Source organism: Pseudooceanicola spongiae, assembly GCF_014899185.1.
Taxonomy (GTDB): Bacteria; Pseudomonadota; Alphaproteobacteria; order Rhodobacterales; family Rhodobacteraceae; genus Pseudooceanicola; species Pseudooceanicola spongiae.
Window position 1 is genome coordinate 1,764,442 of sequence record NZ_CP045201.1, and the last position, 11,859, is coordinate 1,776,300.

The window sequence follows — 11,859 nt, forward strand, 5'->3', positions numbered from 1 at the left end:
ATGTACGATACCATCATCGTTGGCGCCGGGTCCGCCGGCTGCGTTCTGGCAAACCGGCTGAGCGCCGACCCTGCCCGCAAGGTGCTGCTACTGGAAGCCGGGGGCGATCAGCCGATCAACTCCAGGATGCCCTCGGACTGGGTGACGCTGTTCAACACCGATGTCGACTGGGGCTATCACACCGTGGCGCAGGCAGGCTGTCGGGGCCGGCGCATCTTCTGGCCTCGTGGCAAGATGATGGGCGGCTCGGGCTCGATGAACGCGATGATCTATATCCGTGGCCTGCCCCATGATTTCGAGATCTGGGAGAAGGAAATGGGCTGCACCGGCTGGGGCTGGGACAGTGTTCTGCCTGACTTCATCGCCTCCGAGCATAATGCCAATCACGGCAACAGCCCGCTGCATGGTCAGGGCGGCACGCTACACGTCGAAAGCCCCGGCTACCGCCACGCCCATGAGGAGGCCTGGGTGCAGGCGGGCGTGGCTGCAGGCTATCCGGAAAACCCCGATTTCAACGGCGACAGTCAGGAAGGCTTCGGCTTTTTCCAGTTCACCATCAAGGACGGCATCCGATCCGGCACCAACCGAGCCTATCTGACGCCGGTGCTGGAGCGCGAGAACCTGACCGTCACCAAGAACGTGCTGATCACCCGTGTCCTGATTGAAAACGGCCGCGCTGTGGGGGTGGAGTATCTGCAGAACGGCCGCCCCGTGCAGGCGCGCGCGTCTGGCGAAGTCGTTATGGCCGCAGGCGCCATCGGCACGCCGCAAATCCTGATGCTCTCCGGTCTGGGGGCCGCCGATGAACTGAGGGCCGTTCAGGTCGATCCGTTGGTCGACATCCCCGAGGTGGGCAAGAACCTGCAGGACCATATCAACGTTGCCTTTTCCTACTACACTCGCGAACACACGGGCATCGGCGCATGGGACGACGCCTACCTTGCAGCCACGCAAAAGGAATGGGACGACAGCGGCACCGGCCCGCGCTCGGTGCCCTGGGTGGCGGCGGGCGCTCATGTCCGCTCGCGTCCGGATATCGAGCCTGATCTGCAGCTCTATGGTGCGGCCTCGCCGCACCGCGACTACGCACGCTTTCTGGCCAGCAAGGCGGGCATGACCATGCATTCCACCCTGCAGCGCCCCGAAAGCCGGGGCGAGATCACCCTGCGCTCAGCCGACCCGATTCAGCATCCGGCCATCGACCCGAAGTACTTCACCTCGGATCCCAGCGGCAATGACATCAGGACACTGGTCGAGGCGATCCGGATCCAGCGCCGGATTGCCTCCGCCGGTCCTCTGGCGGCGATCCTTGGCGATGAGATGCAGCCCTCAGCCGAATGCCAGAGCGATGAAGAGCTCGAACAGTTTGTCCGCGGCCACTGCATGACGCTGTATCATCCCGCCTCGACCTGCCGCATGGGCAAGGATGCGGGGGCCGTGGTCGACAGCGACACCTTTGCCGTGAACGGGGTCGAAGGATTGTACATTGCCGATGCTTCGGTGTTTCCCCGCATGATCTCCGGCAATCTGAACGCGACAGTGATCCTCGTTGCCGAACGCGCAGCGAAAGCGATTGCGGCAAAAACCGCATGATGCGCTATTGCGGGCCAATCCGGTGGCTGGCGCGCAGCAGGCATAAAGTGCAGGTCTCAGCCAAGGATTGCGGTGCCCGTCACGGATGCGTTTCAGCGGACACATGCCGCGCACCCATGGCAAGGCCCTGATCGAAGAGACAACTCATGGGGGCTGATCGGCAAGCTTGGCCAGGTGGGCGGTCGACAAGGCGTCATGCGACGCTGTCAGCGCCCCCGACGTACTCAGCCTCGTTGAACTCAGCCGTCAGCACCTCCCAGTCGCCATCCGGCGCACATGTTTGCTCCAGACGCGTCAGCGCCTCGCCCCGAGCCAAAACCGCGCGCGGGGTGTCGAGCGAGCTTTCGCGCCGGGCAACCAGCATACGCAGCCGCAGATCCGTCTCGCCATCCTTGATCGCTTCGCCAGTGTGCATATGGCCGCGAATTGCGCAGCCGCTGATCTGACTGGCGCGCAGCTTGATCAGATGCAGCGGACCCGGCGCGAGCACGCTTGCCGATCGCGGCTTCCAGCGCGAAGAGAGCCCTGAAATCAGGCTCTGCATGTTTGACAGGGTCGGTCATACAGGGTGTCATCGGAGTCTGCTTCTTGATGTGACACCGGGTTGACGCGGCAGCCCAGAAAGATGTGACATCACGTAGAGCTTTGTCGCGGAGCCCCTTCATGGCAGGCCCCTTGGTCATCGCTGCCGGCGAAGGATCGCGATTAAAGCGGTGCAGACAGCTTTGCCCTGAACGCCCCGCCTCCGATGCCATCGCACCAAATCTGCAGCGTGACACGAACAGTTTACTCGCCCGGACACGAGGCACAAAACAGCCCGGCCAAGCGCGGCGACCCCGCCTTTCCGGCCGAGTGACCCGTGCCACGCGGCCGAACTCCACATTTACTGCAGAAAACCGCTCATCTGTGCGCGCGCCAAGCCTGATACAGCGTCCACAAAACCGGCAGCCAACCTCTTTCCCCGTCCCCACAGGACTGCCAATGTGCCCCAGGTCGTTCCCGGACGCGCAGACGACCTTGAGACAGCCCCGGATCCGGGTAACTTGGCGCATAGAAGGGCCTCCGACAGGCCCCAGCCCAGCAGATGGCACAAAAGACGGACCGAGCATGCGAAACACAACCTACGGATTTGCGCTGACCCTGATGATTGGCTGGCTTTTATGGATCGGCAAGCCGGTGCTGCTGCCCGTGCTGGCCGCCGTGATCTCGGTCTACGTTCTTCTGACCGCTGCGGCGAGCATGCAGAAACTGCCGGTTCTGGGGCGCCTGCCGACCTGGGCCAGACACGCGCTGATCCTGATGCTGTTCACGCTGGTGGTGATCTTGCTGTTCATTCTGGTGATCAACAACCTGTCACAGGTGGCCGCCGCCCTTCCCCGCTATGAAACCAACCTTGAGATGCTGATTTCGCGCAACGCCAGCCTTCTCGGGATCGAGGACGAACCGACATGGGAGAACGTGCGCAGCGTCACCCTCGATCAGGTCGACTTCCGCTCCTGGGTGGCGCCGGCCCTGCTGTCGCTGCGCAGCTTCGGCACGACGCTGTTCCTCGTCGTCCTCTATGCCAGCTTCTTTGTCGCCGAGCGCGGCGCGATGGCGCGTAAAGTCGTCATGGCCATGGGCGGCGAAGAAGCGGGCAGCCGGGCGATTTCGCTGCTGTCGCGGATCAACGAACGGATCGGCCAGTACCTATTCGTCAAGACCATGCTCAACGTCATCCTCGGGTCGATCTCTTTCGCGATCCTGCTGCTTCTGGGGATCGAGTTTGCCCTGTTCTGGGCTGTTCTGATCGCCTTCCTGAACTACATCCCCTATATCGGCTCGCTGATCGGGGTGATCTTTCCGGTGCTGCTCAGCCTTGCGCAGTTCGGCACACTTGGCATGGCCGGGGCTGTGATGGTCACGCTGACAATCGCGCAGGTCTTTGTCGGCGCCTACCTTGAGCCGCGCCTGATGGGGCGCACCTTTAACCTCAGCCCCTTCGTCGTGCTTCTCGCCCTGGCATTCTGGAGCGCCCTCTGGGGCCTGCCCGGCGCGCTCCTCGCCGTTCCTCTGACAGCCAGCCTCGTCCTCGTGCTGGCCGAGATCAAACCGGCGCGCCCCATCGCCGTCCTGTTCTCCGCCAATGGAAAGGTATGACCCCCAGCCGGACGCGGCACGCAGCGATGATGGCCAGCGGCAAGAGACGCGCAACAAGAGCGCTCATTGGCGCATACCTTAGCTGGCGATCAGGATCTGATCGCAAACCAGTGCGACAGGGACGCTGATCAGCGTGCACCCCAGCCCCTCTCCCGCAACGCCCATGCCGGTGGCCGAGTCGAACATCGCTCCATGTGCGCTGCACATCAGCTTCGTTCCGTCTTTCGACAGCAATTGCCCGCCGCGATAGTCCAAAGGCAGATACTGGTGCGGGCACATGTTGACGTAGCCCTTGACCGCCGCCCCCACGCGCACCAGCAGCAGAGGGAAATCCCCTGCTGCTGTCGTAATCGTCACGGCGACAGCTCCCTGAATGTCACCCGCATGCGCGGCAAGGGTTCCGGCAGCGGGGGCCGTCGACAGGTCGCTCCACTTCATTCGGCAGGGTCAGCCTGCAGCACGCCACGGCGGACCTGATCCTCTTCGATCGACTCGAACAAGGCGCGGAAGTTGCCCTCACCAAAGCCGTCGTCCCCCTTGCGCTGAATGAACTCGAAAAAGATCGGACCGATCACGGTTTTCGAGAAGATCTGTAGCAGCACGCGGGTCTCGCCGCCGCCGACAACGCCTTCGCCATCAATCAGGATGCCCCGCTTCTGCATCCGGTCGAGGGGTTCTGTATGTCCGCTGACCCGCGCGCGGCTCATCTCGTAGTAGGTGGTGGGCGGACCAGGCATGAACGCCATGCCGGCATCGGCAATCTTATCGGTGCCGCCGTAGATATCGTTCGACGCAACGGCGATGTGCTGGATGCCCTCGCCTTTGTATTCGCGCAGATATTCCTCGATCTGGCTGTTGTCGTCCGCGCTTTCGTTGATCGGGATACGGATCTTGCCATCAGGCGAGGTCAGGGCACGACTGGTCAGACCCGTTTGCTTGCCTTTGATGTCAAAAAAGCGGATTTCCTTGAAGTTGAAGGTATCGGCATAGAACCTGTACCAGGTGTCCATGTTGCCGCGAATGACGTTGTGGGTCAGGTGGTCGAGGTAATAGAACCCGAAGCCTTCGGGATGCGGATCAGCCTCGCCCAACCAGTCGTAGTCGGCGTCGAAGGCGCTGCCGTCTTCGCCATAGGTGTCGATGAAGTACAAAAGCGAGCCGCCGATGCCATAGACGGCGGGCGCCTCGATCGCCTTGCCATCACCGGTATATTCCTCGGCGCCCAGATCAACCGCTCGCTTCAGCGCATGCTGCGCATCCACGACCCGCCAGCCCATTGCCGGGGCGCAGGGGCCGTGATCGGCGACGAACTGCGCGGCATGGCCGGTTTTGTCGGCGTTCAGCAGATAGGTGATATCGCCCTGACGGTACAGCGTGATGTCCTTGGACTTGTGTTTGGCGACGGGGCTAAAGCCCATCTGGCGAAACAGTTTGTCCAGTACCTCGGGGTCGCGGTGGGCAAATTCAACGAACGAGAACCCGTCGGTGCCAGCGGGGTTCAAATCGGAAATGGTGGCTTTCGGTGCGTCGTGTGGGAACGGTCCCATGGCGTAAACTCCCATTGAGCAGTCATTGAAAGAAGTATGCCGGAGGTCGCACGCAATGTGCGTGCAATGTCGCGTACACGCCCACCCCTTTTACATGATTTTTGCATATGAGCGGCATATTACGCTTCAAGGATGCACTTATCCGCAATATCCTGCGTGAGAGAAACAGCAATCGGGGCCATGATGACGCTGGACAGCTTTGACATCGCAATTCTGCGGGCACTGCAAAAGGACGGGGCCATGACCAATGCCGCCCTCTCCGAGCAAATCAATTTGTCCGCCTCGCAATGTTCGCGCCGCCGTGCGGCTCTTGAGGCGGCTCAGTTGATCGCAGGCTACAGCGCCCAGCTCAATGGCGAGAAACTCGGCTTTGGCCTGCGGGCCATCGTGCGCGTGAACCTGCGCAGACACGGCGGCAATAACGAGAGTGGCTTTGCGAGTTTCATCGCCCGCCGATCCGAGGTGCGCGCGGCGTTTTCCGTGTCGGGCGACGCGGATTATATTCTGGATTTACGCACGCCAGATCTGGAAAGCTTTGCCCGTTTTATCCACGAACACCTGCTGGCACACGAGCTGGTTGCGCAGGTTCGATCTGAGATTGTGCTCAAGACCCTGAAGGACGAACCGGGGTTTGATCTTTCACAGCTTGCGGTGCCGTCACGCTGAAACCGGAAGGCGCAGGCTGCCACGCACGAAACTGCAGCATAAAAATTCGGATAATCGCGGCGATACAGCATATTAAAACGCACCAACGAAACAGCGTTTTCGACAACAGAGTCCGAGGAGTGCGCATTTCCATACCGTCTCTGAGCAGACCCGATCCTCTCCCTGAGCTTCGCAGTTCAGAGGAATCAAAGATCCCCAAGAATGATGTCCGCACCTTTTTCCCCGATCATGATCGAGGGCGCGTTGGTATTTCCCGAAGGGATCACTGGCATGATTGAGAAATGCACGACGCGCAACCCGCCGACGCCGCGCACGCGCAGTTCTGGGTCGACAACCGACCTCGCGTCGCTGCCCATCCGGCAACAGTGGTGGGACGATAGAGCGGCATCGGCACAAGGTCAGCCGGAGTTCGGGAAATCTGAGGAGCAGCGGGAGTATGAAACATATCGCAGTCCGGTCAATATTGAACACCTATTCTCTATTGGTCATGCAAGCATAGAAGGTTTCCTCATTCAACAATTTTAAGGAGTTTCGAACGCGCCATGTCAGCATCTTGCGAAAATTGGCAATACAAGCATCGCTTGCATCAATCCCCCTTAAACCTGCTAACTTATGGTGCCCGCTGGGAGACTCGAACTCGCACGGATCAAGCCTGAGGATTGTAAGCTGCTTAGAAATCCGGCACGGTCAGTCGCTTGCGTGACTTACGCTCACGCAGACAAATAAAGTACAAAAAGAGGTTTGTGAGTTCCGGAAATTGGTCTCATTGAACACATTGCATTGCGTCTGCGTACCCAAGGACGAAACAAAGCGACGCTTCAAACTGAGATGCCGCTGTTCGGCGCAGAGGCATAATTCAAGCACAGCCGACCGGCAGCAAAGCGGGACCAAACCGACCCTGACATCAGCGCGACGAGGGTCAGCTTTCCGATGGGGGAAGGATCTGTCTCTTTGACGGGTGGCGCTATTAGCCCCATCCTTTCACATCGTGACCACCATAAACCATCCGTCGGATCATTGGGGACGTCAGGTTGGCCGAGAACCCGCCAGCAAGCGCGCTGATTTGATCAAGTCGATTCGCCTGATCGCCTGTGAGTTTGACTTCGGTTGCGGCGACGTTGCCAGTCAGTTGCGACAGGCTACGAGCTCCGATGAGGGTCGAGACCACGCCCCGCTGCGCCATGACCCAGGCCAGCGCTATTTGCGCGGGCAGGAGCCCCTGTTCAGCCGCAACCTCTTTCAGGACATCCAGAATTTCCCAGTTCCGGTCGCTGAACTTGCTGTCACCGAAGGGGTTGGCCCCACTCAGCCGACCGGTCCCGGAGGTATCTTCCCGCTTGTATTTCCCTGTCAGGAAACCGCCCCCCAATGGGCTCCAAGGCATGATACCCATGCCGCCTTCACGCGCGGCGGGGACATGCTCGGCTTCGACATCGCGGGCAACGAGCGAATATTCCACCTGCATCGCGATCGGCCCCGGCACCCGCCGCTCGGTTGCGATCGTCGCAGCCTTCATCGCCAGCCAGGCGGGCATATCGGAAAAGGCGTAGTGGCGGATCTTGCCGGCGCGCACCAGGTCGCCAAGCGTCTGAACGATCTCTTCGACCGGCGTGACGCCGTCCCAGATGTGCATCCAGTAGAGGTCGATGTAATCCGTTCCCACCCGCCTGAGCGAGGCCTCCAGCGCGCGGTGGATGTTCTTTGCCCCCGCGCCACCAGCATGCGCGTTGCCAGTCTGCGGCTGATTGCCGGCCAGAGGATTGCGCGATCCGTTGAAGCCAAACTTGGTGGCCAGCACAATCTCGTCTCGCGACCCGGTGTCTTTGATGAACTTGCCGACAAATTCCTCGCTGAGCCCACCCGCGTAGATGTCTGCGGTGTCCACGAAGTTGCCGCCCGCGTCGCGGTAGGCATCGAAGATCGCGCGGGACCCTGCCTCATCAGCACCCCAGTCGCCAGCGCCAAAGGTCATGGTGCCGAGGCAGAGCGGGCTGACGACCAGACCGGAGCGGCCGAGGGCACGGTAGTTGGTAAGCGACACGGCGTTTCCAGTATTTCATAGTGATTGATACGAAATGTATCCGCCCCTTGTGGTGCCATGTCAACAAGATTAATATCGGTCACTATGAAACTGGCAGACACCCCTCCTCGCAAGACCGGCCGCCCCTTGTCGTTCGACCGGGAGGATGTGCTGGAAAAGGCCATGCTCGCGTTCTGGAAAAGCGGGTATGAGACGACGTCGATCTCAGATCTGACGGCGACGATGGGGGTCACAGCCCCGAGCCTCTACGCGGCCTTCGGCAACAAGCAGCAGCTCTTTCTGGAAGCGATGCGTCGCTATGCCGGTGATCGCACGGCAATGGAGACCGCGATGATGGACGCGCCGACCGCGCGTGAAGCTGTCACGAAAATGTTGCGAGGCGCGGCGGTTCTCTACACCGGCGAGGCGACGCCGCCCGGCTGCCTTCTGGCCAGTGCGGCTGCAACAGGATCGCCCGAGGCGGCCGCCGTGCGCGAAGCGATAGCGGCTGAGCGACGAGAGGTCCGCGAGATCATTATCCGCCGGATCGAGACGGATATTGAAAAGGGCCTCATGTCATCCGACACCTGCCCCAGGACGCTGGCAGACCTGACCCTCGCCGTCACGCAAGGCATGTCCGTTCTTGCCCGTGATGGCGCCGATCGGGACAGTTTGTTAGCAATTGCAGACGCGGCTACATTGGGCTGGAGCATCTACGAAATTTGAGCGGAGCGGCCAGCCGCTGCTCTGCAGAAGCCAGTTTGCTTAGGCTCCATGCGGACTTGCGGCAGCGCGGCAAGAGAGATCCGCCCCGTGCCGCCTCAGAGTTCACCGCAACCGGCAGCAGCCAGCCTATTCCGTTCTCTAATGAGGCACTGCCGACCGCGATTTCAACATCGCCACTCTCGCACCCAGCTTACCCCAAAAAGTGCCGATATCGAGCATGCAGAGAACGAAGGCACCCGGAAGGCAAAAGACAACCGCTCAGGACAGAGCCATCAGACATTGACTCTTTAAAGAACAAAACAAGGCTAATCTTGACGTTCAATCCACCAGCACTCTGCGTTGCGGCAATATGCATGAAGGGCGGAAACCAGACTATCGCGGCAGGCGCCAACCAGAATTGGTATTGCCTTGAGAGCTGACATTCAGAATGCCCTGAATCGAAATCTAACCCTGTACCAACTCATCCGTGAAGCGCCCGTTTCGGACATGTCCAAATCTCCGGTTTTGCAGGCACTGCACCCTTGGCGGCAAAACTTAAACACAAGAATTTGCCGGGCGCTGCAGGTCGAACAGCCCGTGGCAGCTTGTGGATTTCATGCAGGCTTGTCCTTCAAGACAAGAACACGGCATCGACACTCTGATAGAGAAGGTCCTGAACCAAGGGGTTCGGGAACCGGCGCCGCAGTGTCACGGCGAAGAAGGTTTCCTTGATCCGAGGGTGCTCTTCGGCTTCCTTGAGCTGACCTGAGTTCAACTCGTCTTTCACGACGATCGGGGCGACCAGCGCAAGCCCGATACCCTCACGTGCCAAAAGACGCATCATCGCCATGTCGTCAACCTCGGCCGCGATTTGCGGGCGCACGGACAAACGGCTGGCCATAGCGTCAAAAGCGGTGCGCACACTGCTGTCGGTCGTGGGCAGGATAAAAGGCTGGGTCAGCAGCAGGTCCTTGATCGAACTCCCCGGATCAAGCCGTTCTGGCGGACCGACGATGCTGACGTCCTGCTCGCCAATCTGATGCGTTTCGTAAGGCGTCAGACTGTCGTTCGGCGGCGGGCAGTTCATCAGCACCAGGTCGAGATTGAGCGTTCCCAAGCCTTCAAGCAATTCGGTCGGGCTGCCCGAGCGCAGGATGATCTCGACATCGGAGCGAAACAGCACCGGCCTGAGAAAGCCGATCTGAAAATTGCGTGACAAGGTCGCGAGCGCGCCCACGCGGAGCGCCTTTCGGTTTTGAACCGTACTGGCGAGAGTTGCGACAAGCTCCTGCCCCGTGGAAAAAATGGCGTCCGCGTGATCCAGTGCGATCCGCCCGGCTTCCGTCAGCAGCAGTTGCCGCCCGCGCCGTTCGAAAAGCGCATGGCCAAGGCGTTCTTCCAATTGCTTGATCTGAACCGATAAAGCGGACTGCGACAGGTTCAACCGTTGTGCCGTGCGCGTGAGGTTTCCGTCGTGCGCAACGGCCCAGAAATATCGCAGATGATGGTAATTCAGCGGCATATCATTCTATTTAATAGAACGATATCGGAAGAACAATGAATTTTTATCGCCAAGCCTTCTCGCCTAATCAAGGTCGAACGTCTTTGACACCGAAAATCAAAGGATGCCGATCATGGCCTCTCTCTTCGTGCCTATTTTCAGTCCGCTCCTGCTTCTATTGGTAGCCCTCTACGCCGCGCGACATCCCGGTAGGCGCCCTGGGCTGGTGCCGAAACTGACCGAGGCCGCCGCGTTCTGTGCATTCGTGGTTGCGGCGGTGGCTGCGATGCTTGTCGTGATGAAAGGCCCAGGCACGTCGTCCTTGATCGGGCTCTATGGCGTTGGCCTGTCGGTACGGCTCGACGTGGTAAGCGCGGTGATGCTGGTACTGGTCAGCTTCATCGGCTGGGTCGTGCTGCGATATTCCAGGACCTACATGGATGGCGAAGCCCGCCAGGGCGCGTTCACCGCCTGGATGTCCGTGACACTTGCCGCCGTTCTTCTTCTGGTCATGGCCGGCAATCTTTTGCAGCTCTTTGCCGCCTGGACGCTGACCAGCCTTTCCCTGAATCGGCTGCTCCTGTTTTATCCGGAGCGGGCAACGGCGCGGCGGGCCGCCCGCAAGAAGGCGCTGGTCGCAAGGGCAAGTGAGGCCGCTTTGGCGGGTGCGATGATCCTGTTGATTGCGACCACCGGAACCACCGACATCGCAACCATCCTCGCGACAGTCGACCCCACTTGGCCGACCACGGCTGCCGCCCTTCTGATCGCCATTTCGGCCCTGCTGGCATCAGCGCAGTTCCCGGTACACGGCTGGCTCACCGAAGTGATGGAGGCGCCAACGCCGGTCTCCGCCCTGCTGCATGCGGGCGTGATCAATGCGGGCGGGTTTCTTCTGATCCGGTTCGCGGATGTGATGCTTTTGGCGCCGGGAGTCATGGCGTTCCTGGTTATGCTCGGCGGTTTTACCGCGCTGTTCGGTGGTGTGGTGATGCTGACCCAGCCTGCGGTCAAGACGTCGCTGGCATGGTCAACCATCGCCCAGATGGCTTTCATGATGATGCAATGCGGACTGGCACTGTTCCCACTAGCGTTGCTGCATATCGTGGCACACTCGCTCTACAAGGCACACGCATTCCTCAGTTCAGGTGAGGCCGTGCGCAACGTCGCCGCGATCAGACGCCCCGGCCCGATTGCAGTGCCCAGTGCGCGCAACGTCCTGCAGGCCTTTGCGTGTGCGATCGTGATCTATAGTCTCGTCGGTGCCATTATCGGGTTCGATGGAAAATCGATCCAGGCCATCGCTTTGGGCGTCATCCTGATCTTCGGCGTGGCCTATATGCTGGCGCAGGGATTTGCCGACGCCGCGCCGCGCGCGTTGATGCGACGCACCGTGATCTATGCGCTGGTCACTTCGGTCAGTTATTTCGCGCTTCAGGTCCTGACCCTGCACCTAACCGCGGGCAGCCTGCCTCCGACGCCGCCCCCTGGCCCCTTGGAATGGGCGCTGATCATCCTTGCGCTTCTAAGCTTTGGCCTTGTCGCAGTGGCCCAGTCGACATTCCCGCTCTGGGCCTCTCACCCCGCCGCAGCCGGGCTGCGCGTTCACCTGACCAACGGTCTCTACGCCAATGCAATCTTCGACAAGCTTCTGGACGGATGGTCCAAGCGGCCCGCAGCCTGAAAGG

General features: G+C 60.5%; 10 protein-coding genes and 1 pseudogene. 5 read left to right on the forward strand and 6 right to left on the reverse strand.

From position 1 onward, the window contains the following. Positions 1 to 1,593 (forward strand): GMC family oxidoreductase, encoded by a 1,593-nt coding sequence (locus F3W81_RS08390; protein WP_193083149.1) that lies wholly within the window; start codon positions 1 to 3, stop codon positions 1,591 to 1,593. Positions 1,594 to 1,786: 193 nt separating this feature from the next. Here the strand turns inward: F3W81_RS08390 and F3W81_RS08395 are convergent, their stop codons facing one another. Next, a complete protein-coding gene (locus tag F3W81_RS08395) occupies positions 1,787 to 2,083 on the reverse strand; it encodes a carboxymuconolactone decarboxylase family protein (protein ID WP_193083150.1) in 297 nt (98 codons plus the stop codon). A 617-nt stretch (positions 2,084 to 2,700) separates the two neighbouring features. Here F3W81_RS08395 and F3W81_RS08400 point away from each other — a divergent pair. After that, positions 2,701 to 3,732, forward strand: coding sequence for an AI-2E family transporter (locus F3W81_RS08400; RefSeq protein WP_193083151.1), 1,032 nt, complete (start codon positions 2,701 to 2,703; stop codon positions 3,730 to 3,732). A gap of 78 nt (positions 3,733 to 3,810) precedes the next feature. Here the strand turns inward: F3W81_RS08400 and F3W81_RS08405 are convergent, their stop codons facing one another. Together F3W81_RS08405 and hppD are read right to left on the reverse strand one after the other, a co-directional pair. Next, positions 3,811 to 4,089 carry a Rieske (2Fe-2S) protein gene (locus F3W81_RS08405; protein ID WP_264298899.1) on the reverse strand — a complete coding sequence of 93 codons (279 nt, stop codon included), beginning with the start codon at positions 4,087 to 4,089 and terminating at the stop codon, positions 3,811 to 3,813. Between the two features lie 77 nt (positions 4,090 to 4,166). Continuing rightward, on the reverse strand, positions 4,167 to 5,279 hold the full coding sequence (hppD, locus tag F3W81_RS08410; RefSeq protein WP_193083153.1) for a 4-hydroxyphenylpyruvate dioxygenase: 1,113 nt from the start codon (positions 5,277 to 5,279) through the stop codon (positions 4,167 to 4,169). Positions 5,280 to 5,459: 180 nt separating this feature from the next. Between hppD and F3W81_RS08415 the strand changes: the two genes are divergently transcribed. Continuing rightward, the gene (locus F3W81_RS08415) at positions 5,460 to 5,945 is read left to right on the forward strand and encodes an Lrp/AsnC family transcriptional regulator (protein WP_226941915.1); all 486 of its coding nucleotides are present in this window, start codon (positions 5,460 to 5,462) and stop codon (positions 5,943 to 5,945) included. A gap of 185 nt (positions 5,946 to 6,130) precedes the next feature. Here the strand turns inward: F3W81_RS08415 and F3W81_RS08420 are convergent. Together F3W81_RS08420 and F3W81_RS08425 are read right to left on the reverse strand one after the other, a co-directional pair. After that, positions 6,131 to 6,307 (reverse strand): annotated as a pseudogene (locus F3W81_RS08420) (GMC oxidoreductase); the annotation flags it as partial. 605 nt (positions 6,308 to 6,912) lie between these two features. After that, complete coding sequence (locus F3W81_RS08425; protein ID WP_193083155.1) at positions 6,913 to 7,986, reverse strand: aldo/keto reductase; 1,074 nt, start codon at positions 7,984 to 7,986, stop codon at positions 6,913 to 6,915. Positions 7,987 to 8,133: 147 nt separating this feature from the next. Between F3W81_RS08425 and F3W81_RS08430 the strand changes: the two genes are divergently transcribed. Further along, positions 8,134 to 8,691, forward strand: coding sequence for a TetR/AcrR family transcriptional regulator (locus F3W81_RS08430; RefSeq protein WP_226941916.1), 558 nt, complete (start codon positions 8,134 to 8,136; stop codon positions 8,689 to 8,691). Positions 8,692 to 9,301: 610 nt separating this feature from the next. On the opposite strand, the gene F3W81_RS08435 is transcribed toward F3W81_RS08430, so the two are convergent. Then, positions 9,302 to 10,192, reverse strand: a complete 891-nt coding sequence (locus F3W81_RS08435) for a LysR family transcriptional regulator (protein ID WP_193083157.1) — start codon at positions 10,190 to 10,192, stop codon at positions 9,302 to 9,304. 112 nt (positions 10,193 to 10,304) lie between these two features. On the opposite strand from F3W81_RS08435, the gene F3W81_RS08440 reads away from it, so the two are divergent. Further along, positions 10,305 to 11,855 (forward strand): proton-conducting transporter transmembrane domain-containing protein, encoded by a 1,551-nt coding sequence (locus F3W81_RS08440; RefSeq protein ID WP_193083729.1) that lies wholly within the window; start codon positions 10,305 to 10,307, stop codon positions 11,853 to 11,855. Positions 11,856 to 11,859 lie beyond the last annotated feature (4 nt).